The organism is Ponticoccus litoralis (assembly GCF_039769985.1).
Taxonomy (GTDB): Bacteria; Pseudomonadota; Alphaproteobacteria; order Rhodobacterales; family Rhodobacteraceae; genus Ponticoccus; species Ponticoccus litoralis.
On sequence record NZ_JBDNCH010000001.1, the window covers coordinates 84,576 to 107,156 of the forward strand.

The following is a 22,581-nucleotide window of genomic DNA, read 5'->3' on the forward strand; positions in this document are numbered from 1 at the left end:
CGCGCCATGTCCGCCCTGCTCACCCAGCTTTTGCCCGGAGGCGGCCCCGTCCGACAGGACGCGGCCCCCGGGCAGGCCGATCCACGGGACAGCGGCATGTGGCCGCTGCACCGGGCGGACTGGCTGGGCGACCCGGCGGACTGGCGCAATGACGCCGCCGTCGTGGTGCTGGGGCCCGAGGCGGCAGAGGATGCGATGCATGTGCCCTTCACGCTGGACGCGACCGGCGTGGGTGCGGTGGAACGGATCGTCGTCACCATCGATTACAGCCCGATCCCGCAGGTGCTGACCTTCTGGCCGGGCCGCGCGCGGCCGCTGCTGGGCTTCGGCGTGAAGTATGAATCCGGCAGCCCCCTGCGGGCCTCGGTCCAGCGCGCCGGGGGCGGCTGGCGGATGGGCGCGCATTACGTGTCGGCCATGGGCGGGGGCTGTACCGCGCCCGCCGCCGCGCATGGACAGCCCGACTGGCAGGAGGGCTTTGGCGAGATGCGGGCGCGGCTCTGGCCCGACACCGGGCGGCTGCGCGTCTGGCTGCGTCACCCGCAGGACACCGGGCTGGCGCCGGGCATCGCCGCGCACCACGTGACCGAGATGGTGCTGGAGGATGATGCGGGGCAGATCGCCCGGCTGGACCTGCACGCGCCGGTCGAAGAGAACCCGGCGCTGACCTTCCTGCTGCCCGAGGATGTCTCGGGCCCGGTCACGATCCGGGCGCGCGACACCATGGGCTACCGCTTTGCCGGAGAGGTGGCGGCATGACCCCCGCCCGCCAGATCCGCCGCCGCGCCCTGCTGAAGGCCGGGATTGCCGGGACGGCGAGCCTTGCCCTGCCGCTGGCCGCTGTCGCCGCGCGTAGCTACGGCTTCGACGCGGCAGAGGTCGCGGACGGCGTCTGGCTGATCGCGGGCGCGCAGGACAGCCTGAACCGCGACAACGGCGGGGCGATCGCCAACACCGTGCTGCTGAGGACGGGGCAGGGGGCCATTGTCATCGATACCGGATCGACCGCGCTGATGGGCGCCGAGATCCGGGCCTTTGCGGACCAGCGCCTTGGCGGCGTCGCGGCCACGCTGATCACCCATCACCACCCGGACCACTGGTTCGGCAACGCTGCCTTTGCCGATGCGCCGATCCTGTCGCTGGGGCCGACCGCGCAGGCCGCGGCGCTGAACGGGCAGGGCTACTCGGATGCGCTCTACAGCATCCTCGGACCGTGGATGTCGGGCACGACCCCGGTGCCGCCGCAGTCGCCGGTGCAGCCCGGCGCGCAGAGCCTTGCGGGCCGCGCCCTGACGCTGATGCCGCTGGCCGGGCACACAGAGGCGGACCTTGCGATCCTTGATGCGGAGACCGGCACGCTGATCGCGGGCGACCTGCTGTTCCTCGACCGGGCGCCGACGCTGCCCGATGCCGATATCGCCACCTGGCGGGCCAGCCTCGACAGCCTGGGCGCGCTTCAGCCCTCGGGCACGATCCCCGGTCACGGGCCCTTTCACCGCTCCAGCGCCGCGCTGGCGCAGACCCGCGCCTATCTGGAGGCGACCGATGCCCGCCTGATGCAGGCCGCCGAGCTGGGCCTGACCCCGGCAGAGGCCATGGCCGCCGGGCCGGTTCCCGGTTTTGCCGGATTGGGGGCCATGCCCGAGGAATATCACCGCTCTGTCGTGCAGCGATGGGCGGATTACGAACAGCGTGCGCTGACAACGATCAGCGACGCCTGACCGACGGGGCGGGCCGACCCGCCGCGCAATCTTCATGGAGGAGAGAGAGATGAACGGACTGCTCAAGACAACGGTCGCCAGCCTGTCGCTGCTGGCCCTGACAGGCGCGCCCGCGCTGGCGGACGTGACGTGGGAGGACATCATGGCCGACCACGAAACCACGACGGACGTGCTGATGTACGGCATGGGCAACAATGCCCAGCGGTACTCCTCGCTGACGCAGATCAACGCCGAGAACGTGCAGCACATGCGCCCGGCACGGGCCTTCTCTTTCGGGGATGAAAAGCAGCGCGGGCAAGAGGCGCAGGCCATCGTGCATGACGGCGTGATCTACATCACCGGCTCGTATTCCCGCATGTGGGCGCTGGATGCCAAGACCGGCGAGCGCCTGTGGAAGTTCGAGGCTCGCCTGCCCGAAGACATCCGCCCCTGCTGCGACGTGGTGAACCGTGGCGCCGCGATCTACGGCGACAAGGTCTATTTCGGCACGCTCGATGCCTCGATCTACGCGCTGGACAAGAACACCGGCAAGGTCGTCTGGCGCGAGAAGTTCGGCGACCACAAGATCGGCTACACCATGACCGGCGCGCCGACCATCGTGAAGGACGCCGAGAGCGGTCGCGTGATGCTGATCCACGGCTCGTCCGGGGACGAATTCGGCGTTGTCGGCAAGCTCTATGCCCGCGACGTGGACACCGGCGAGGAAATCTGGATGCGTCCCTTCGTCGAGGGCCACATGGGCAAGCTGGCAGGCGCCGACAGCACCACCACCGGCGACCCGGACGCGCCGTCCTGGCCGATGAACGAAGAGGGCACCGACAAGAAGGAAAGCTGGTATCACGGCGGCGGCGCACCCTGGCAGTCGGCCAGCTACGATCCCGAGACCAACACCATCATCGTCGGCACCGGCAACCCGGCGCCCTGGAACACATGGGAACGCTCCGAAGGCGACAATTTCCAGGACTTCGACTCGCTCTATACCTCGGGTCAGGCCTATGTGAACCCGACCGACGGAGAGATCATCGGCTTCTACCAGCACACGCCGAACGACGCATGGGACTTCTCGGGCAACAACGAGCTGGTGCTCTTCGACTTCACCGACAAGGACGGCGAGCAGCACCGCGCCGCCGCCCACGCCGACCGGAACGGCTTTTTCTACGTGACCGACATCGACGCGCTGTCGGACCGCAACGGCGAAAGCATCAACCGTCCGACCGCCCTGCTGAATGCCTTCCCCTTCGTGGATGACATCACCTGGGCCGAGGGGATCGACCTTGAAACCGGGCGTCCCATCGAGGTCGAGGGCCAGCGCCCGCCGCTGCCTGCCGAGGGCGAGACCCGGGGCGCCACGATCCAGGTCACCCCGCCGTTCCTGGGCGGCAAGAACTGGAACCCGATGGCCTACAGCCAGAAGACCGGCCTGTTCTACGTGCCCGCCAACAACTGGACCGAGGACTACTGGACCGAGACCGTCACCTATAACGCCGGGGCCGCCTACCTTGGTCAGGGCTTCCGCATCAAGCGGCTGTTCGACGACCACATCGGCACCCTGCGCGCCTACGACCCCGCCACCGGCGAGAAGAAGTGGGAGCACAACGAGGAATTCCCGCTCTGGGCCGGCGTGATGGCCACGGCGGGCGACCTCGTGTTCACCGGCACCTCGGACGGCTACGTCAAGGCCTTCCACTCCGAGACCGGCGAGCAGCTGTGGGAGTTCAACACCGGTTCGGGCATCATCTCGCAGCCCGTGACCTGGGAACTGGACGGCAAGCAGTACCTCGGCATCGCCTCGGGCTATGGCGGCGCGGTGCCGCTCTGGGGTGGCGACATGGCGACGCTGACCACGCAGGTCAGCCGGGGCGGGTCGTTCTGGGTCTTCGAGATCCCCGACGAGCTGCTGGCCAGCGCTGAATAAGACCGATGACGGGGCGGCTTCCGGGCCGCCCCCTGATCCCAAGGGAGAGTACAGAGATGAAGACGTTCCTTCTGGGCGCGGTCGCGGCCCTCTCGCTGGCCAGCGCGGCGCAGGCCGAGCAATCCAACACCCAGCGATTGCAGGCGGTACGCCACGACCTATCCGATCATCGTCGACACCGAAGAGCCGCGCGAAGGCCCGCTGGTCATCGACGGTTGCGAGTTGAAACCGGGCGCCGACTGTCCGGGCGTCGATCTCAGCCATGCCGACCTGCGCGGCGTCCAGCTGATGGGCGCCAACCTGCGCGGCGCCAAGCTGACGCGGGCCAACCTCTACAATGCCACGCTCAAGGGCGCCGATTTCTCGGGGGCGGACCTGCGCGGCGCGACGCTGACCAAGTCGCACATGCAGGGCATGGTGGCGCGCGGTGCCGACTTCACCGGCGCCAACATGGATTTCTCGCGCCTCGCCGGGGCCAAGTTCCACGGCGCCAACCTGACCGCCATCTCGATGGAGGCCAGCTGGGCGCCCAAGATCCGCCTTGTCGGCGCGACCATCAAGGCCTCGAACCTGCAGGAGTCCAAGTTCTACGACGCGGACTTTGGCGAGGCGATCATGGAAGGCAACAATATCCGCTATGCCATCTGGGAAGGCGCCCATATGGAGAACTGCACCGGATGCCCCTTCGACTGGTGATCCTCATCATACTGGCCTGGCTTGTTCCCCCCTCCCAGGGCCGGGCCGAAACGCTCGCGGCGGGTCTGACGACCTGCCGCGAGGTCGTTTCCGATACCGCGCGGCTGGCCTGCTACGATGGTCTTGTGCCGGTGGAGCAGGGGGACCGGTTCAGCGGCAAGGGCAGCGGCATCACGCCCGAGTTCACCGTCGCGGCACCGCGCCTGATGCGCTTCGACAGCTCCGACGTGATCATGGTCGTCTACCTGCTGAACGAGGCGGGCGCCGTGGTGCAGAACCTGCACCGGGGCGGGGCAGGGGGCGGCGCCTTCCTGATCGAGACGCCGGGCCGATACCATGTGCAGGTCAATGCCTCTGGCGCGTGGAGCGTGACCGTCCTGCCGCCGTCGCCATAAAGTCGTATCCGCTTTTGCGCCGGTCCGGTCTAGCCTGACCGCGTTCCGGTGACGGAGCGGAAAACGGGAGGAATCATGACCAAGAGCCGGGACGCTCCGGTTGCGGCGCAAGACCCGCGCATGATCTGCGGGCTTGTGATCGACGATCACCCGATGATCCACCTCGGCTGCCGCCAGCTTCTGACGGATGTGGGGTTCGGCGAGGTGCTGGCCGCCTCCTCGGCGAAGAGGGCATCGCCATCGCCCGCGACCGGCAACCGGATTTCGCCGTTCTGGACCTTGGGCTGCCCGGCGCCGGTGGGCTGGACAGCATCGCCAGCCTGCGCGCGGTGGCGCCCGCGATGCGCATCCTTGTCTTTACCATGAACGACCGCCCGGCCTTTGCCGCCCGCGTGCTGGAGGCCGGGGCGCATGGCTTCCTGTCCAAGAACGCCGCGCCCGACCGGTTCCGAGGAGGCCATCGCGGCGATCCGCGCGGGCGGGATCTACCTGGACCACGAGACCGCGATGAAGCTGGTGACCCGGCGCAGCCTCGGCTCGGGCTGTCCGCTGGCCGGTCTGACCCGGCGTGAGCGCGAGGTGCTTTTCGCTCTGGGAGAGGGGCTAGACCTGTCGCGCATCGCCGGGGATCTGGGGGTCAGCTACAAGACCGCCGCCAACACCAGTTCCGCGCTCAAGAAGAAGTTGGGCGCCGAGGGGCTGAACGACCTGATCCGGATCGCCATCGAGAACGGGGACGAACGTCTGGCGTGAGGGCTGAAAGCGGATGCCCGTTTCCAGCCTTCCGAAAAACGCCGGAAGATCACACGATGGTCCGGCGCTACCGCTGTTCGGCCTTGAGGAAGGCGGCAATCGCCTGCCGGTTGGTCTGGCCGATCATGCTTTCCCCGTCCGCCACGAGATCGGCCAGAGACTGGCGGCGCAGGGCATCGCGCCAGACTGCCTCGGCGGACAACATGCGGGTCTTGATGAAGCAATCGGCCTTGTAGGCGCAGGGATCGGTGCTTGCCCCGGGCGCGCGGCGGCGGATTTCGCGGCAGGTGAAGGCGGGCCCCGACCCGTCGATTGCCTCGACGATATCAAGCAGGGTGATCTCTGCCGGGGCGCGGGCCAGCCGGTAGCCGCCACGCGGGCCGGGCGTGGCCTCGACCAGGTGCCGGGCCGCCAGCGCCCTCATGTGTTTCAGCAGGTAGGATTCCGACACGCCGTGAAACTCGGCAAGGCTCTTGCCCGGCAGCACCATGCCCTCGTCGAGACCGGTCAGCAGCAGCATGCAATGAAGGGCCGTCTCTACCCCGTCGCTCAACCGTCGCATCTGTCGCCCTCTTGTTCCCACCTAATCGTAGATATAAATTATCGATGATTCGTCAGCAAGCAGGAAGGACAGGCCATGACACCCCGTATGAACATCGCCGCGGAGGCCCCGGCGCTCTATCGCACCATTCGCGCGATGGACGGCCAGATCAGGGAGAGCGGCCTTGACCCGGCCCTGCTGCACCTGGTGAAGCTGCGCGCCTCGCAGATCAATGGCTGTGCGTTCTGCGTGGACATGCACGCGCAGGAGGCGCTGGAGATCGGCGTGCCCGCGCAGAAGCTGCATCTTGTGGCCGCCTGGCGTGAATCGCCGATTTTCACGACCAAAGAGCGCGCCGCTCTGCGCTGGACCGAAAGCCTGACGCATATTTCCGCGACGGGCGCGCCGGACGATGATTACGAGGCGGCCCGGGCCGCGTTCGATACGCCCGAGCTTGCCATGCTGACCGTGGCGATCGGGGCCATCAACATGTTGAACCGCATGGGGGTCGCCGCCCGCCTGCAGCATCCGATCAGGGAAGGGGGCTGAGGTCCGGCGCCGCCGGCCTCTGACGGCGTCGGGGCTGGCGGGGAAAGGCGGCGGTCGGCCCGGAAGCCGACCACCGCGCGTCGGGTCAAATGCGGGGGGCCCGAAGGCCCGGGGTTGCGGATCCCGGTCTCCCGCAACCTGTCCCGGTCGGTCCGGCGATCAGCCGGGCAGGCGCGCCACCGCGATCATCTCGACGCGCATGCCGGCGCGGGCCAGCCGGACGCCGCCGGTTGCGCGGGTGGGCGGGTTCTGGGGGTCGACCCAGGTGTCCCAGACCTCGTTCATCACGCCGATATCGGCGATGTCATCAAGCCAGACCTGGATCGAGATCAGGTCCGCTTTGGAGGCGCCCAGCTCGGCCAGAACAGAGTCGATATTCGCAAGCACCTGACGCGTCTGGGTGGCGAGGTCCGCGTCGAGATCGTCGGGCACCTGCCCGGCGAGGTGGATGATATTGTCGGCGACGACCGCTTTGCTCATGCGCGGGCCGGGTTGGAAACGGGTCAGTGTCATGGTGTTTTCCTGTATGACGGGATGCGGGTGGGGTCAGGCCTGCGGCCCAAAGCTCTGATCGAAGAAATCCAGCCAGTTGCCGCCGAGAATGCGGTCGGTCTCGGGTTCCGAGAAGCCGACCCTGCGCAGGCCGGCTGCAATCCCGCGCAGGCCGCGGTTGTCTGCGAACCATTCGGGCTGGTCGGGGAAACCGGCGGCATCGGCAGAGCCTTCGCCGTAGTCGATCTGGCGGGTCCAGCGGTAGGCGCGCATCCATTCCACCACGGAATCCGGCTGATCCTGACAGAGGTCGGTGCCGATCCCGATGCGCTCGACCCCCATCAGCTCGGCGGTGCGCGCGATCATCGTGCAGAAGTCGTCCAGCGTGCAGGCGCTGCCGCCCTTCAGGTGGTGCGGATAGACCGAGAAGCCCAGCATGCCGCCGCTTTCGGCCAGCGCGCGCAGCACCGTATCGGACTTGTTGCGCCGGGCCGGGTGCCAGCTGGCCGGGTTCGCGTGGGTGATGGCAATGGGGCGGGCGGAATGCTCGATTGCGTCAAGGGTGGAGCGTTCCGACGAGTGGCTCATGTCCACCACCAGTCCGACGCGGTTCATCTCGGCCACGACCTGTCGGCCCATGCGGGTCAGGCCGGGGTCTTCGGCCTCGTAGCAGCCGGTCGCCAGCAGGGACTGGTTGTTGTAGGTCAGTTGCATGAAGCGTGCGCCGAGCCGGTGCAGCACCTCGACAAGACCGATGTCCGCCTCGATCGGGGCAGGGGTCTGGAAGCCGAAGAAGATCGCGGTGCGGCCCGTTTCGCGGGCCCGGCGCACATCGTCGCCGGTAAAGCCCTGCATGATCAGGTCGGAATGGCGCTGAAACCGCAGGTTCCAATCCGCGATGTTCCGCACGGTTTCGCGGAAATCCTCGTGGTAGGCGATGGTGACATGGACGGCGTCGACGCCGCCTTCGCGCATCTGGCGAAAGATCTTTTCCGACCAGTTCGCGTATTGCAGGCAATCGATGAGGTAGCTGGACATCCGGACGTCCCCTGAAGCTGTTCGTGAGTTTCCGCACTATTGCCTCGTGGCGGGGCTTCAGTCACATTCAAACGGTTTAACCGCATTAAAGGAATGTTGAAGTATGGCCATCAAGATCGAGATGCTGCGGAATTTTGTCGCCGTGGCCGAGCTGGGCAATCTGAACGATGCGGTAGAGCGGCTTGGCCGCACCGCCTCGGCGGTCTCCATGTCGCTCAAGCAGCTGGAGGATCATCTGGGCGCGCCGCTGTTCGAGACCGATCGGAAGAACCGCCTGACCGCTCTGGGCCAGTTCACCTTTGCCGAAGGGCGCCGCGAGGTCGAGAATTTCAACCGGTGCATCGAGATCCATCAGCGCCTACGCACAGGCGCGGGTGGGCACTGTCCGGATCGGGGCGGTGCCCTCGGTCACCGCTGTGCTCTTGCCGCCGGTCGTTCAGGCGTTTCGCGCCGAGCGGCCCGATGTCATCATCCACATCCGCGACATGGACTCGACCACCGTGCTTCGCGAGGTCGAAATGCAACGCATCGACATCGGGATCGCGTCAGGCCGGGGCAGCCTGTCGTCGATCACAACGCGGCCGCTGTTTTCTGACAGGTTCGGGGTGGTCTGCTGCGCGGGCCATCCGCTGCGGGATCTGACGCAACCGCTGCAATGGGATGACCTTCGGCCCTATACGCTGATCTCGAACGCGACCGGCGCACAGATCGCCAGCCCCGAGTTCAGGGCGATGGATGAGGCCGCGCACCTGCGCATCCGCAATACCGGTTCGGTGCTGGGGATGGTGCGGGCGGATGTCGGGATCACGGTCCTGCCGAAGCTGACGCTGGATGGGCAGGCGCATGATCTGCTGTTCCTTCCGCTTGCCGATCCGGCCGCGACGCGTCAGGTGAGCATTCTCACCCGAAGCCAGGCCGAGTTGCCGCCGGTTTCGCAGATGTTCGAGCGCGCGATCTTCGACGGCGTGGCGAGACGGGGGCGCAGCCATCCCGATGACTTCAAAATAGTTGAAGTATGCGCCACTACTTCTTGATTGATTGGAATCCCGACCCATGCGGAATTAACACATCACGAAGCCGGCGCGTCCGGCAGACACCAAGGAGGGAGAAATCGCATGACCACCGACATCACCAGACGAACGCTTCTGCGCGGCACCGCCGCAGCGGCCTTTGCCCTGTCCGCCCCCCGGTTCGCGCTGGCACAGGCGCCCGACTTCCTGACGATTGGCGGCGGCCCCTCGGGCGGCGTGTTCGGCATCGTCGGGACGGCGGTTGCCAGCCAGCTGTCCGCGATCTTCCCCGAGACCATCATCGACGTGCAGCCCGGCGGTTCGGGGCCGAACCTGCTGCGCGTGCGCGACGGCAAGGCCGATCTGGGGATCACCTCGGCCAACAACGCGCTCGACGCCTGGAACGGCCTCGATCCGGCCACGCCCGAAGCGCCGGTTCAGAACGCCCGCGGCCTGATGACCATCATGCAGAGCGCGATCCAGATCTGGGTCGATGCGCGGTCCGACATCCAGTCGCTCGAGGATCTGCGCGGCAAGCAGGTCAGCGCAGGCCAGCCCGGCCAGACCTCCTGGCTGACCTTCGAGAACCTGCTTGCGGCGGCCGGAATGACCATTGCCGATATCGAAGCCGATGGCGGCAAACTGCACCCGCTCAGCTGGTCGGAATCGCATGAGGCGCTGAGCAACGGCCAGCTTGACGCGGTGATGTGGCTGTCGCTCTGGCCGCACCCGACGGTGCTGCAGAACGAAACGGTGCGCCCGATGCGCGCCCTGTCCTTCGATCCGGCGGTGCTGGAGAAATTCGTGGCCGATCACGGCGCCGGGTTCGAGCCGGTCACGCTGCCCGCGGGCCTGTTCGGCGGTCAGGAAGAGCCGGCGCAGACGCTGGGCACCAACACGATCCTGTTCGCGGGCGCAGAGATGCCGGACGAGACGGCCTATGCCATCGTCAAGCAGCTGTGGGAGAACCGTGAAGAGCTTTACACCGCGCATTCGCTGCTGCGCTACATGACCCCCGAAACCGTCGGTCAGGGCATGGTCGTTCCGGTGCATCCGGGGGCGCGGAAATACTTCGAGGAGCAGGGGATCGCGATCTCCGATTCCAAGCTCGAGGCCTGAGGACCGCACAGATGACCACCGCAACCGAAACCGGTCGCGCGCCCCTGCGTGACCGTGCAATCACCGTTCTTGCTCTGGCGATGACGGCCTTCCACCTGCTTGCGGCCTCGCCGCTGTGGCTTGCGCCCAACCTGCTGCTCAGATCGATGCACATTCTGTTCGCGGTGGTCATCGTCTTCCTGCTTCAACCGATGCCCCGCCGCAGGTTGGGGCATCTGGTCGACTTCGGCCTGATCGCCCTGTCCGTGGTGACGCTGGGCTATGCCGCGCTTCATCACAGTGCCATCGTCGTGCGCCCGCCCCGGACGCTGGATGCCTCAGCCACAGAGCTGTTCGTCGCCATCGGCGCGATCGTGGTGATCCTGGAGGCCACCCGCCGCAGTCTTGGCATGGCAATCGTCTGGCTCTGCCTGATTTTCATCGTCTATGCCTTTGTCGGCCCCGAACTGCGCCACGTCAGCTGGTTGCGGTACGCTGGCCCATGGCGGGGTCGGGATCAGCGAATTCGTCGACCAGATGTATTTCAGCTTCGAGGGCCTGTTCGGCACCGCGCTTGGCGTGTCGGCGGAATACATCTTTCTCTTCGTGATGTTCGGCGCTGTGCTGCAAGTGGCCGGTGGCGGCGATTTCTTCATCACCATCACCCGTGCCATGACCGGCCAAAGCCGGGGCGGCCCGGCAAAGATCGCCGTCATCGCCAGCGGCCTGATGGGCATGATGTCGGGCAGCGCCGTTGCGAATGTCGCAACCACCGGTTCGCTGACCATCCCGATGATGCTGAAGCTTGGCTACCCGCGCCGTTTCGCCGGGGCAATCGAGGCCATCGCCTCGACCGGCGGGCAGATCACGCCGCCGATCATGGGGGCCGCGGCCTTCCTGATGGCGGGCATTCTGGGCATCGGCTATCTCGAGGTGGCCGCCGCCGCGCTTATCCCGGCGCTGCTGTTCTACGTGGCCTTGCTGCTTGCGGTGCATCTGGCATCCGTCAAGCTGAACCTGCAACCGCTTGCGGCTGCCGAGGCCGGATCGACCCGCGCGGTGCTCATGGGGGGCTGGACCTTCCTGATCCCGGTCGTGATCCTGGTCGCGCTGCTGATGCAGGGCTATTCGGCAAGCTTCAGCGCCTTCTTCGGCGTGGTCGCGGCTCTTGTGACGCCCTATCTGCGGCGTTCGACCTTCGTGCATTGGCGTCAGCATGTTGCGGGCATCCGGCTGGGCGTCGAAGGCGCCGCAACCGTCGCGGCGGCCTGCGCCTCTGCCGGGATCATCGTGGGGGTCGTGCAGATCTCGGGGCTTGGCTTCAAGTTCAGCGCCGTGGTCACCAGCTTCTCGGGTGGCTCGCTGGATATCGCGCTGCTGCTGGCCATGATCGCCGCCTTTATCTTCGGAATGGGGATGCCCACGACGGCGGCCTATATCGTGCAGGCCACGCTGGTGGCACCGGCGCTGGTGAAGCTGGGGGCCGATCCGCTGGCCGCGCATATGTTCGTGTTCTACTACGCCGTGCTCGGGCAGATCACGCCGCCTCTGGCCGTCGCGGCCTATGCGGCTGCCCCGATCGCGGGCGAGCGTCCGTCCCGCGTGGGCTGGACGGCCTTCCTGATCGGCCTGCCGATATACATCATCCCCTTCATGTTCGTGTCGAACTCGGTGCTCCTGACGCCCGACTTCAGCCTCGACCTGGTCTATTCGCTGCTGCGCGCGGTGCTGGCGGTTGCCGTGCTGTCCGCCGTGGTGATCGGCTGGCTCTTCGGCGCGGCGCTGGGATGGATGACGCGGGGGCTGCTTGTTCTGGCCGCCGTCCTGATGATCCACCCAGAGCTCGTCTCTTCGGCGGTGGGCCTGGCGATCCTGGTCGGCATCTATCTGCTGCAACGTAGCAAGTCTGTGAAAAATCGCGAGGTTACCCCCTGATGAACGAAGCTTTCGAACTGCCCGCACCGATCGGCACGAACTACGAATACATCCTGGCCTCGCGCCATGACCGCCTTGTGATGGTGGCGGGACAGATCGCCAAGGTCGGGGACAACGCGCTTCACGCAACGGGCCGCTGCGGTGAGGATGTCGACCTCGAAACGGCCTGCAAGAACGCCGAGATCGCCGCCGGGCAGGTGCTGGCATGGCTGTCGGAGCAATGCGAGCCGGGCGAAAGGATCGAGCGGATCCTGCGGATGACCGCCCATGTCGCGGTCGGGGATCACCCCTTCGATATCTCGACCGTCGCCGATGCGGCCTCTCGGTTGTTCATCTCGGCGCTTGGCGAAGCGGGGCGCCACCCCCGCTCGGTCATCGGCGTCAGCCGCCTTCCGCGCAACGCGCCCGTGTTGCTGGAGGTCACCGCGGTATTGGGCCCGCTGGATCGCGACTAGGGGGTGCGGCGGTTTCCGGGCCGGGGCGGCGGATGCCCTGACAGTCGGCTTGGCGGTTCAGGCGGTCCCCTCCTGCCCGGCAGAAGGCCCGCGCCCAAAGGCCGCCGCTGGTGATCGCGCGGCGGTCTTGCGGGCGGCGGATCAGACTGCGCGCAAGCAGAGGCCTGCAAGTGCCGGGTGAGGGCGCGCCGGAGGGCATCTTGCCAGCGTCGGCCCGGGGGCGCGGCAACCCGGGGATTGCAGCCGGGCGGCCCGAAAGACCGCCCGTCAAAGGTCAGACGGGCAGGACCTGCACGAAATCCGCCGCGCCCTTGTCCAGCGCCGGGGCGCCGCTGGCCCGGGGCAGGGCGACGGTGACGGCCTCGACGCCGAAGTCCCGGATTTGCCGGGGCACGCCCCCGCCCCATTGCAGGTGGCCCTGTCCGATGATCCCGACCACCAGCGGCGCCTCTGCCGCTGTCGCGACAGCCGCGATGCGGGTGGCGAAGGCGCGGTCCCAGACCTCTTGCGCGCGCAGGAAACGGTCGAAGGCCGGGTCTTCCGGTCCCTTGGCCTCGCGGTCGGGGCGGGCGCCGCCGGTCAGGTCGAAGATGAAGCGCCGGTAGGGCAGGGGAGAGGGCCGCGCCGGGGTCAGGCCCTCGCGGTCACGCTCGGACACCGCATCCCAGCCGCCCCTGCCCACCTCGCGGACCAGGCCGCGGCGGCAATTGAGGCCGATCATCGGCACCGCGTTCTCGCGGCAGAAGCGGAAGATCGGCAGGTAAAGCTCGGCGGGAAAGCCCCAGACCTCTTCCCATTCGGCGCGCTTCAGGAATGTGGCCTCGTCCAGCCCGCCCGCGACCCAGTCCGCCAGAACCGGGTCGAGCCTTGCGGGGAACATCTCGAAGCCCATGACGATGGGGCGGTGGGCCAGCAACCCGGCGGCGACATGCATCTGCCAGCGGTGGATCTCGGCCCGGTCGTGCTGTTCACCCAAGAGGACGACCTGCGCGCGGGCCAGTTCCGCGATGACCTGCGCCTGTGGCAGCCGATCCGCCGCGCCGGGTCTGTACCACCCGGCGGTCATGCGGACGCCTCTTCGGATAGCACCAGACCGATGTCCTGCCCCCCGGCATCATAGGCATAGTGGCGCCCCCCGGCCTCGACCCAAGTCGCAACGGCGCCTGCCTTCAGGTGAAGGTGAAAATCCGGGGTCATCACATTGGCAAAGCCCATCGCGGGCTTGACCGCCCCGATCGTGCCGGACCAGGACTGCGACCGCCCCTGAAGGGCAAGGCTGATGGTGACCGGCACGGCGCGCTCGGCCAGCGCACAGAGCAGGGCCATGCCGGGATCGTCCGCGACCTCTGCCGGTGTATCGCCCTGATCGGCCTTTTCGCGCGGCGCAACCGGGGTGCGGGTGAACCCGTCGAAACCCGCCGAGGAAGGCGCCCGCATCCTCCATGCCGACGATGTTCACCAGCACCTCTCCGGCCTCGTCCAGCAGGCTCAGCGCCGGGTAGGTCTTGCCCCTCATGACCGAGGTCGTGTCGAGCGCGATCCGCAGCACCCGGTCGGTTTCGACGATGGCATTGTGGACCGTGCCGCGGATCGTCACGATCAGGTCGTCGACCAGCACGCTGTCGACCGGGCCGATCCGCTCGTGCGTGGCGCCCCCGCCCGACAGGACCACCATCACCCGGCCGCAGCGGGGCAGGCGCGTCAGAACCGCGCCGGGGGTGGCCCCGTCGAGGATCCAGCGCCCCGCGAGGATTTCCGGTTCCGGGTTCGTTTCTGCATCCGTCATGCGCTTTTCCTTCTTTGCGGGATGTCTGTGCCCGGGGTCCAGACGCCGGTGATGTCCAGCGCCACGGGCTTTCGATGCGAGACGCACAGGATCGTGGTCTCGGGAAGGTCGCGGCGCAGGAGCGACAGCAGATGCGCCTCGGCGGTGCTGTCCAGCGATGCGGTCGCCTCGTCCAGCACAAGCCAGCGCGGGCGGTGCAGGAAGACGCGGGCCAGCGCCAGCCGCTGGCGCTCGCCCATCGACAGGCCCTCGGTGCCGGTCTCGCCGCGCGCCAGCGCCTGCAGCCGGTGACCAAGGCCGACATGGGCCAGCACCTCGGCCAGAGGCCCGGGGCCGATATCGGCGGGGTCCAGGGGATAGCAGGCGGCGGCGGCAAGATCGGTACGAGGCCACATGCGGGCGCTGCGGCAGGACGAAAAGCGGTGCCGCGGGCCGGTCGATGTGCCCTTCGCCATAGCGCCAGAGCCCGCTCAGGGCGGCAACCAGCGACGACTTGCCCTCGCCCGAGGCCCCCTGAAGCCAGATCCGGTCTCCTGGCAGGATCGCCATGTCCGGCACCGGGGTCAGCCAGCGGCCTTCCGGGGTGGCCAGTCGCAGGCCGCCTGTGGACAGGGTTCCGTCGCGGCTGGTGGCCGAGGTGATCGACACCGGAGCGGTCGGCACCGGCGCGGGGTCGCGGGTGATGCGGAAGAGGTCGTCGAGACGTTCCGACACCGCGACGAATTCTGCCAGTTCCTTGTAGCTGAAGATGAACCAGCTGAGCGTGGTGGTCACGCGGCTGAAGGCGGCGGACAGCTGCATCAGCCCGCCAAAGCTGACCGAGCCGGCAAAATAGGCGGGCAGGGCAAAGAACAGCGGCACCCGCAGCACGGACTGGAAGTAGGGCCGGGTGAACAGGCCGAGGATCGCCTCGCGCCGGATCAGCCTATGCCAGTTCTGGCGGATGTCGGCAAAGCGCGCGTCCAGATGGCGCCGCTCGGCGGCGACGCCCCCCGCCTGCGCGATCTCGGACGCATTGTCGCGCAGCTGCACAAGGCTGTGCCGGAAATCGGCCTCGCGCCGCTCTTGGTTGAAGTAAAGCCCCTTGAGCGCGCGACCCATGACATGCGTGATGATCGAGCCGAGCAGCACGTAGATCGGTGCCAGCCAGACCATGTAGCGCGGCACTTCGACACCAAGCCCGAAGAGGGTGAGGCGCAGCACGAAATCCGTCAGCCCCCACAGCACGACGACATAGGTGATCAGCCCGACGACCCGCCCGACAAGTTCAAGCACGAAGTCCAGAGCCAGATCGACATAGCGGTCGCAATCCTCGGCGATGCGCTGGTCGGGATTGTCGAGCGACTGCGCCGACAGTCCCGGGCGCAGGTGCCAGAAGGCATGGTCGGCGGTCCAGCCGTCCAGCGCCTGATCGGTCAGCCGCGCGCGCCAGCGCAGGCGCAGCCATTTCTTCAGGTAGTCGCTGACAAGGAAGATCCCGGCGGAGGCCCCGATGAGCCCGGCAAAAACCGCCAGCTCGCGCAGGGCGCCGGGCAAGTCCATGTTTTCCAGCGCATCGTAGAAGCGCCGGGTCCACGAGATCATCTGCACGTCGACCCACAGATCGACGAACAGCAGGGCGAACACGATGCCGAAGACCAGCAACCCGACCCAGGCGCGCGGTCCAGAGACCGCGCGCGCCGTCAGCCGCCAGATCCGTCCGAAGACGCGCTGCATCAGAACGTCATGTCGAAGCTGACCGCGAAGGTCCGGCCCGGCCCGGTCTGCAATTCGATCGGGTTGGCGCGGGCGACAGAGGCGCTGGCGGTCTGGCCATAGCTTGCCGCGCCCGCGGTGAAGTAGCGCCGGTCGAAGACGTTGTTCACGCTGAGGTTCAGGAAGCCGTTGTCGATGATTTCCCATTTTGCATGCAGGTCCAGCACCGAATAGCCCTTGGGCTTGAAGTCGGTGTCGCTGGCGGTGTCTTTCACGTCGGCAGCCGCCGTCAGCACGCCTTCAAGCCGGAGGCGCGGGTTGTCGAACTGATGCGCCAGACCGAAGGTCGCGGTGAAGGGCGGCAGCGTGTGCGGGGTTTCCTTTGCGGACGGGTCGATCTTTTGCGTGCCTTCCTGCCATGCCGCCGAGACCTCGATCTGGGTGTTTTCACCGATGCTTCGGCCGAAAGAGGCCTCGATGCCCTGCACGTTCACGACCGAGATGTTGCGATAGGTGTAGTCGTTCGTGCCCGGCGGGTTGTAGAAGCTTTGGATGAACTCGGAATAATCCGCCTTGAAGGCGCTGATGCCGGCAAAGCCGCGATCGTCCTCGTAGCGCAGGCCCAGCTCGTAGCTCTTGACCTCTTCGGGCTTCAGGTCGGGGGCCGGGATCAGGGTGAAGAAGGTGCCCGGCCTCGAGGTGTACAGCTGCTGCGCGGTCGGCATCTTGAAGCCTTCGCCGTACTTGCCCCAGACCGACCAGCTGTCGTTGAGGTGATAGGTCAGGGCCAGGCTTTTCAGCAGGCGCTGTTCCTCGCGCACACCCGGCTCCTTGCCCGGAACCGGCTGATAGTCGCCGTCGACGCGCGGCTCGATCCTGTAGGTCGCAAAGCGCAGGCCCGGCGTGATCTCCAGCCGGTCGCCCAGCAGGCCGATGCGGTCCTCGACGTAAAGGTCGGCCCGTGTCGTGGTGGCATTGGCAAAGTTGAAGCCGCCGGCCCGCGCCTCGGTGGTGACGCCGGTGGTCAGGTTGGTGGTGCGGTCCACCCGCCGGTAGTCGGTTTCGGCACGGTCGGCATCAAGGCCGAAGACCATCCGGTGCGAGGCGCCGCCGGTGACGAATTCGGCCACGGCACGGATGTCGAGTTCAAGGAAGTCCTCCGAGAACGCCAGACGGTCTTTCTTGCGGATCTCCTCTCCGGCGGCGGAGGTCGACAGCTCTGTGCCGGTGCGCAGATAGTCGTGGTCCGACCAGGCAAGCGTGCTGACGACTTCGGTGATCACGCCGCTCGAAGACCAGGTGTGTTCCAGCGCGTAGCGGTTGCGGGTCAGGTCCAGATGACGGTCCTTGTCGCGGATGACCTCACCGGTGGGGGTGCCGCTGGACGAGGAAAAGACCGGCCCGAGGACATAGTCCTGCTGCACCGAGGTCTGGCGGTCCAGCGCGTCGATGCTGAATTCCAGCCGGTGCGCGGCGTTGGGCGTCCAGACCATCTTGGCCAGCGCGCGGGTGGAGGTGTGGTCCGCGGGATCGAGTTCGCCACAGGGCGTGGCGCCGAAATCCAGGTTGCGCGGGCACCCGTAGATGCCGCCATCGTCGCGGGCCTTGGACAGCTGCGCTTCGTGGCCGCTTTCGCGGGCAAGCCCCGCCATCACCGAAAACTGATCGGAAAACCGCTGGGCGATGCTGAAGCTGCCGCTGGTGGTTGTGTCGAAGCTGTCATGGCCGACCGAAACCGCGCCGCCCCTGTCGCGCCCCTCCAGCAGGTCCTCGGGGTCCAGCGTCTCGAAGGCGACGAGCCCGCCCAGGGCATCGGCGCCCCACAGGACCGAGGCCGGTCCGCGGACGATTTCGACGCTCTTGGTGAAGTTGAGATCGACGTAGTCCCGGGTGCCGTCGATGATGCGCTCGGGCGTGCGCGAGCCGTCGACCTGAATGGCCACGCGGTTGCCGCCGACGCCGCGGATGGTAAATCCGCCGAAGGTGCTGAAGGGATCGGCTGACGTCGTCTGACGGCTGACCGTCACGCCGGGAATGCGCCGCACCAGTTCCTCGATGTCCGAGATGTTGCGGCTTTTCAGGCGTTCGGCGTCGACCACATCGACCGTGCCGGGAAACTGCAGGACGGTATTCCCGGCTCTGTCGGTCGTGAGGATCAGCGTACCCAGGTCATAGCCCTGAGCCTGCGCGGATGAGGCGGCAACAAGCGCCATTGTCGAAACGGTCAAGGCACCACGACGGGCCCGCGCACATGGTATCTGTGCCAAGGTCTTCTCCTTCGGTTCGGATCGGGACGCTGGCTCGGCGATAGGCGGGTGCTGGCGGGAAAGGGACCGCTTGTGCGGTCGTTCGATCAAGGGCGCTAACAATTCTGATAAAAAGTGTCAAGAATGTCGATGCGCTTTGCCCGGCCATCAGCGGCGGCGCAAAGGCGGGCTGCGTGATGGCGCGCCCGGAACCGTCAGGAGGGCGTGTCCCGGCACCTGCCGGAGCTTCTCTGGCTGTGACCGCCCTCCGCGGGCGATCTTCGGGGCCAGCTTCGTCCAGACCTTGCTTCTGCGCGTGACCCGCCGTTGATCAAAATTTGCGCATGCTCTCCTGTCCCGTTCTTCTTGCGAGTGATTTGCAGTTGCAAATTAGTGTGGCCGTGGTAGCCATATTGCGACTCGCTCGCAACTTCGGGGCGGATCGAGAGTTGAGCCGACATATTCAGAGGAACTTCCATGACGACGACGATGACAGGCCTGATGGGCGCGGTGGCACTGACCGCTCTGACCGCCGGTGGTGCGATGGCGCAGGACGGCAAAATGAAGGTCGTCACCACCTTCACGGTTCTGGCGGATATGGCGAGCCACGTCGCCGGCGATGCGGCCGAGGTCGTGTCCATCACCAAACCGGGCGCCGAGATCCATGGCTACGAGCCGACCCCGCAGGATATCGTGCGCGCGCATGGTGCCGACCTGATCCTGTGGAACGGCATGAACCTCGAGCTCTGGTTCGAGCAGTTCCTGGCGAACCTGGGCGACATTCCTTCGGTGACGCTGACCGACGGGATCGAACCGATCCCGATTGCCTCCGGTGCCTATGAGGGCAAGCCCAACCCCCATGCCTGGATGGGGCTCGACAACGCGATCGTCTATATCGACAACATTGCAGAAGCCCTGGCCGCGCAGGACCCCGAGAACGCCGAGACCTACAAGGCCAATGCCGAGACCTACAAGGATGAGCTGCGCGCCACGCTCGAACCGCTGCGCGCGCAGGTCGCGCAGATCCCCGAGGCGCAACGCTGGCTTGTCACCTGCGAAGGGGCCTTCAGCTATCTTGCCCGTGATTTCGGGATGAAGGAGCTGTACCTCTGGCCGATGAACGCGGACCAGATGGGCACGCCCCAACAGGTGCGCTCCGTCATCGACGGGGTGAAGGACAACGACATCCCCGTGGTCTTCTGCGAAAGCACGGTCAACACGGCCCCGGCCGAACAGGTCGCGCGCGAGACCGGCGCGCATTACGGCGGCGTGCTTTACGTCGACAGCCTGTCCGAGCCCGACGGCCCGGTGCCAAGCTACCTCGATTTGCTGACGGTGACGTCGCAGACGGTGGCGGACGGGCTTGCCACCGGCATGAACTGAGCTTTTCTTGACTTACGGGATCCCCTCCGGATGGCTCTGCATTCGGAGGGATTTCCCGTTCCGGGCGCCGCCCCTTCCGGTAGAGAGACAGCAGTGAAAGATAGTACCAACATGGAAAAATCTGCGGAGACGGCGAAGAAGGCGGGTGGCGGCATTGCCGCGCGGGACGTCACGGTCACCTATCGCAACGGTCACACCGCCCTGCGCAACGCCAGCTTCGAGATTCCGCGGGGGACGGTCACGGCGCTGGTAGGTGTGAACGGGGCGGGCAAGTCGACGCTGTTCAAGGCGATCATGGGCTTTGTCCCGGTGGCCATGGGCGACATCCAGCTTCTGGGCCTGTCGGTAAAGGAGGCCTTGAAGCGCAACCTCGTCTCCTACGTTCCGCAGTCCGAAGAGGTCGACTGGTCCTTCCCGGTGCTGGTGGAAGACGTGGTGATGATGGGCCGCTACGGGCACATGGGTTTCCTGCGCCGCCCGTCGAAGGACGATCACGCGGCGGTCGAGGCGGCGCTTGGCCGCGTCAACATGCTGGATTTCCGCCACCGCCAGATCGGTGAGCTGTCCGGTGGGCAGAAAAAGCGCGTCTTCCTCGCGCGTGCGCTGGCGCAGGACGGGCAGGTCATCCTGCTGGATGAGCCCTTCACAGGCGTCGACGTAAAGACGGAAGAGCAGATCATCGCGCTGCTTCGGGCGCTCAAGGAAGAGGGGCGGGTGATGCTGGTCTCGACCCACAACCTTGGGTCCGTGCCGGAATTCTGCGACCGCACCGTGCTGGTCAAGGGTACCGTGCTTGCCTACGGGCCGACCGAGACGACCTTCACGCGGCAAAACCTCGAAGCGGCCTTCGGGGGCGTCCTGCGGCATTTCACCCTTGGCGGGGCCGATCTGCACGACGACGACGACGACCGCCGCCTGTCGATCTACACCGACGACGAGCGCCCGCTGGTGCATTACGGCGACCGCGTCCACAAGGCGGGGGGAGGGATGACCGCCTTGCTGGAACCCTTCACCTACGGCTACATGACCAATGCCATGTGGGTGTCCGCCCTTGTGGGCGGCGTCTGCGCCTTCCTCTCGTCCTACCTGATGCTCAAGGGCTGGTCGCTGATCGGTGACGCGCTTTCGCACTCGGTGGTGCCCGGTGTCGCGGGCGCCTATATCCTCGGCCTGCCCTTTGCATTGGGCGCCTTCATCTCCGGCGGGCTGGCGGCGGGGGCCATGCTGTTCCTGTCGGATCGGTCCGGGCTGAAGGTGGATGTGATCATCGGCATCATCTTCACCTCGTTCTTCGGGTTGGGGCTGTTCATGGCCTCGGTCAACCCGATGTCGGTCTCGATCCAGACGATCACCATGGGCAACATTCTTGCCATCACCCCCGAGGATACAGTGCAGCTGGCCATCATCGGCTTTGTGTCGCTGGCGGTCCTGCTGCTGAAGTGGAAGGACCTCATGGTCACCTTCTTCGACGAAAGCCACGCACGCTCGATCGGGCTGCGGCCCGGGCTGCTCAAGGCGGTGTTCTTCGTGCTGCTCTCGGCCTCTGTGGTGGCGGCGATGCAGACCGTGGGTGCGTTTCTGGTGATTGCCATGGTGGTGACGCCGGGCGCGACCGCCTACCTGCTCTGCGATCGCTTCCCGCGGCTGATCCTGACCTCCGTGGCGATCGGCGCGGTCACCAGCTTTTTGGGCGCCTACATCAGCTATTTCCTGGACGGGGCCACCGGAGGCGTGATCGTGGTCCTGCAGACGGCGATTTTCCTTGCCACATTCGTCTTCGCGCCGAAACACGGGGTTCTGGCGGCCGGGGCCAAGGCGCGGGCCGCCCTGAAAGAGGAGGCGGCGTGATGCTGGAGGCCCTTCTTCTGCCGTTTCAATTCGGCTTCATGCAAAACGCGTTCTGGATCGCGATCATCGTCTCGGTGCCGACCGCGCTGCTGTCCTGCTTCCTCGTTCTCAAGGGCTGGGCGCTGATGGGGGATGCGGTCAGCCACGCGGTTCTGCCGGGCATCGTGCTGGCCTACATCCTCGGGCTGCCGCTGATCCTTGGTGCCTTTGCCGCGGGGATGCTGACGGCGGCGGCGACCGGCTACCTGGCCGAGAACAGCCGGGTGAAGCAGGATACGGTCATGGGTGTGGTATTCTCGGGCATGTTCGGGCTGGGGATCGTGATGTATGTCGGGCTGCAGACCAACGTGCACCTCGACCATATCCTGTTCGGCAACATGTTGGGGGTCGGGACGCAGGACCTGTGGACGGCGGGCATCATCTCGGTGGTCGTTGCCCTGGTCCTGGTGGTGAAGTGGAAGGACTTCATGCTGCACGCCTTCGATCCGGCACAGGCCAAGGTCTCCGGCCTGCCGGTCAGGCTGCTGCATTACGGGCTGCTGGCGATCCTGTCGCTGACCATCGTGGCGACACTGTCGGCGACCGGGCTGATCCTTGCCGTCGGGCTGCTGATCGCACCGGGGGCGATTGCCTTCCTGACGGCGCGCAGCCTGAAATGCATGCTGCCGGTCGCGGTCGTGGTCTGCATGCTCTCCATGCTGGGGGGCGTCTATCTCAGCTTCCATATCGACAGCGCGCCCGCGCCGACCATCATGCTGATCCTGACCGTGCTGTTCATCGCGGCCTTTGTGCGCCGGTCGGTTCAGGCGCGACGCGCGTCCGCCACCCTATGAACGGCCCGCCGGCAGGGAGCCCGGCGGACCACGATTGCCCGCAGACCGAAGTCCGGGCCAGTCATTGCGCTCATCAACATTGTCTTCCTGATGCTGATCTTCTTCCCGGTGGCGGGATCGCCTGACCGCCGCCGGTGTGGCCCCCGCGTTGCCGGGTCGGTCAGGGCGGCCCGCCGCCCCCCGGTCCGGAAC

Annotated in this window: 21 protein-coding genes and 4 pseudogenes; 17 read left to right on the plus strand and 8 right to left on the minus strand. The window is 66.7% G+C overall.

Annotation, left to right across the window (positions count from 1 at the left end):
* Positions 1-6: 6 nt before the first annotated feature.
* The 7 genes and pseudogenes from ABFB10_RS00455 to ABFB10_RS00485 all read left to right on the plus strand — a co-directional run bounded on the left by ABFB10_RS00455 (position 7) and on the right by ABFB10_RS00485 (position 5,480).
* Positions 7-759 carry a quinoprotein dehydrogenase-associated SoxYZ-like carrier gene (locus ABFB10_RS00455; RefSeq protein WP_347164876.1) on the plus strand — a complete coding sequence of 251 codons (753 nt, stop codon included), beginning with the start codon at positions 7-9 and terminating at the stop codon, positions 757-759.
* Positions 756-1,721, plus strand: coding sequence for a quinoprotein relay system zinc metallohydrolase 1 (locus ABFB10_RS00460; protein WP_347164877.1), 966 nt, complete (start codon positions 756-758; stop codon positions 1,719-1,721). The genes ABFB10_RS00455 and ABFB10_RS00460 overlap by 4 nt, the downstream gene beginning before the upstream one ends.
* Positions 1,722-1,770: 49 nt before the next feature.
* The gene (locus ABFB10_RS00465; protein ID WP_347164878.1) at positions 1,771-3,636 is read left to right on the plus strand and encodes a PQQ-dependent methanol/ethanol family dehydrogenase; all 1,866 of its coding nucleotides are present in this window, start codon (positions 1,771-1,773) and stop codon (positions 3,634-3,636) included.
* Positions 3,637-3,858: 222 nt separating this feature from the next.
* Entirely contained in the window at positions 3,859-4,332 is a 474-nt protein-coding gene (locus ABFB10_RS00470; RefSeq protein WP_347164879.1) for a pentapeptide repeat-containing protein, read from the plus strand.
* A complete protein-coding gene (locus ABFB10_RS00475) occupies positions 4,329-4,727 on the plus strand; it encodes a hypothetical protein (protein WP_347164880.1) in 399 nt (132 codons plus the stop codon). Before ABFB10_RS00470 ends, ABFB10_RS00475 begins: the two co-directional genes overlap by 4 nt.
* A gap of 272 nt (positions 4,728-4,999) precedes the next feature.
* Positions 5,000-5,116 (plus strand): annotated as a pseudogene (locus ABFB10_RS23885) (DNA-binding response regulator); the annotation flags it as partial.
* 22 nt (positions 5,117-5,138) lie between these two features.
* A complete protein-coding gene (locus ABFB10_RS00485) occupies positions 5,139-5,480 on the plus strand; it encodes a response regulator transcription factor (RefSeq protein ID WP_347164882.1) in 342 nt (113 codons plus the stop codon).
* A 67-nt stretch (positions 5,481-5,547) separates the two neighbouring features.
* On the opposite strand, the gene ABFB10_RS00490 is transcribed toward ABFB10_RS00485, so the two are convergent.
* Positions 5,548-6,042, minus strand: a complete 495-nt coding sequence (locus tag ABFB10_RS00490; RefSeq protein ID WP_347164883.1) for an RrF2 family transcriptional regulator — start codon at positions 6,040-6,042, stop codon at positions 5,548-5,550.
* Between the two features lie 87 nt (positions 6,043-6,129).
* Here ABFB10_RS00490 and ABFB10_RS00495 point away from each other — a divergent pair, with 87 nt between their 5' ends.
* Positions 6,130-6,570, plus strand: a complete 441-nt coding sequence (locus ABFB10_RS00495; protein ID WP_347164884.1) for a carboxymuconolactone decarboxylase family protein — start codon at positions 6,130-6,132, stop codon at positions 6,568-6,570.
* Positions 6,571-6,729: 159 nt separating this feature from the next.
* On the opposite strand, the gene ABFB10_RS00500 is transcribed toward ABFB10_RS00495, so the two are convergent.
* Together ABFB10_RS00500 and ABFB10_RS00505 are read right to left on the minus strand one after the other, a co-directional pair.
* The gene (locus ABFB10_RS00500; protein WP_347164885.1) at positions 6,730-7,083 is read right to left on the minus strand and encodes a RidA family protein; all 354 of its coding nucleotides are present in this window, start codon (positions 7,081-7,083) and stop codon (positions 6,730-6,732) included.
* A gap of 33 nt (positions 7,084-7,116) precedes the next feature.
* Positions 7,117-8,100: a membrane dipeptidase gene (locus ABFB10_RS00505; protein ID WP_347164886.1), complete on the minus strand. Its 984-nt coding sequence runs from the start codon at positions 8,098-8,100 to the stop codon at positions 7,117-7,119.
* Between the two features lie 121 nt (positions 8,101-8,221).
* Between ABFB10_RS00505 and ABFB10_RS23890 the strand changes: the two are divergent.
* The 3 genes and pseudogenes from ABFB10_RS23890 to ABFB10_RS00520 form a co-directional block, all read left to right on the plus strand.
* A pseudogene (locus ABFB10_RS23890) lies at positions 8,222-8,332 on the plus strand (helix-turn-helix domain-containing protein); the annotation flags it as partial.
* 142 nt (positions 8,333-8,474) lie between these two features.
* Positions 8,475-9,134 (plus strand): LysR substrate-binding domain-containing protein, encoded by a 660-nt coding sequence (locus ABFB10_RS00515; protein ID WP_347164949.1) that lies wholly within the window; start codon positions 8,475-8,477, stop codon positions 9,132-9,134.
* A gap of 81 nt (positions 9,135-9,215) precedes the next feature.
* Entirely contained in the window at positions 9,216-10,229 is a 1,014-nt protein-coding gene (locus ABFB10_RS00520) for a TAXI family TRAP transporter solute-binding subunit (protein WP_347164888.1), read from the plus strand.
* A 274-nt stretch (positions 10,230-10,503) separates the two neighbouring features.
* Here the strand turns inward: ABFB10_RS00520 and ABFB10_RS00525 are convergent, their stop codons facing one another.
* On the minus strand, positions 10,504-10,650 hold the full coding sequence (locus tag ABFB10_RS00525; RefSeq protein WP_347164889.1) for a hypothetical protein: 147 nt from the start codon (positions 10,648-10,650) through the stop codon (positions 10,504-10,506).
* 5 nt (positions 10,651-10,655) lie between these two features.
* Between ABFB10_RS00525 and ABFB10_RS00530 the strand changes: the two genes are divergently transcribed.
* Entirely contained in the window at positions 10,656-12,143 is a 1,488-nt protein-coding gene (locus ABFB10_RS00530; protein WP_347164890.1) for a TRAP transporter permease, read from the plus strand.
* Positions 12,143-12,598: a RidA family protein gene (locus ABFB10_RS00535; RefSeq protein WP_347164891.1), complete on the plus strand. Its 456-nt coding sequence runs from the start codon at positions 12,143-12,145 to the stop codon at positions 12,596-12,598. The genes ABFB10_RS00530 and ABFB10_RS00535 overlap by 1 nt, the downstream gene beginning before the upstream one ends.
* Positions 12,599-12,872: 274 nt before the next feature.
* Here ABFB10_RS00535 and ABFB10_RS00540 read toward each other — a convergent pair whose 3' ends face one another.
* The 4 genes and pseudogenes from ABFB10_RS00540 to ABFB10_RS00555 form a co-directional block, all read right to left on the minus strand.
* Positions 12,873-13,664 (minus strand): ChaN family lipoprotein, encoded by a 792-nt coding sequence (locus tag ABFB10_RS00540; protein ID WP_347164892.1) that lies wholly within the window; start codon positions 13,662-13,664, stop codon positions 12,873-12,875.
* A gap of 716 nt (positions 13,665-14,380) precedes the next feature.
* The gene (locus ABFB10_RS00545) at positions 14,381-14,839 is read right to left on the minus strand and encodes an ATP-binding cassette domain-containing protein (RefSeq protein WP_347164950.1); all 459 of its coding nucleotides are present in this window, start codon (positions 14,837-14,839) and stop codon (positions 14,381-14,383) included.
* A gap of 298 nt (positions 14,840-15,137) precedes the next feature.
* Positions 15,138-16,100 (minus strand): annotated as a pseudogene (locus ABFB10_RS00550) (SbmA/BacA-like family transporter); the annotation flags it as partial.
* Positions 16,100-18,307, minus strand: coding sequence for a TonB-dependent hemoglobin/transferrin/lactoferrin family receptor (locus tag ABFB10_RS00555; protein ID WP_347164893.1), 2,208 nt, complete (start codon positions 18,305-18,307; stop codon positions 16,100-16,102). The gene ABFB10_RS00555 and the pseudogene ABFB10_RS00550, both read right to left, overlap by 1 nt.
* 495 nt (positions 18,308-18,802) lie before the next feature.
* Between ABFB10_RS00555 and ABFB10_RS00560 the strand changes: the two genes are divergently transcribed.
* From ABFB10_RS00560 to ABFB10_RS00575, 4 genes and pseudogenes are all read left to right on the plus strand, one after another.
* Positions 18,803-19,708 carry a metal ABC transporter substrate-binding protein gene (locus tag ABFB10_RS00560; protein ID WP_430522973.1) on the plus strand — a complete coding sequence of 302 codons (906 nt, stop codon included), beginning with the start codon at positions 18,803-18,805 and terminating at the stop codon, positions 19,706-19,708.
* Between the two features lie 111 nt (positions 19,709-19,819).
* A pseudogene (locus ABFB10_RS00565) lies at positions 19,820-20,677 on the plus strand (manganese/iron ABC transporter ATP-binding protein); the annotation flags it as partial.
* Between the two features lie 18 nt (positions 20,678-20,695).
* Complete coding sequence (locus ABFB10_RS00570) at positions 20,696-21,556, plus strand: metal ABC transporter permease (RefSeq protein WP_347164952.1); 861 nt, start codon at positions 20,696-20,698, stop codon at positions 21,554-21,556.
* Positions 21,556-22,389 carry a metal ABC transporter permease gene (locus ABFB10_RS00575; protein ID WP_347164894.1) on the plus strand — a complete coding sequence of 278 codons (834 nt, stop codon included), beginning with the start codon at positions 21,556-21,558 and terminating at the stop codon, positions 22,387-22,389. The genes ABFB10_RS00570 and ABFB10_RS00575 overlap by 1 nt, the downstream gene beginning before the upstream one ends.
* Positions 22,390-22,581 lie beyond the last annotated feature (192 nt).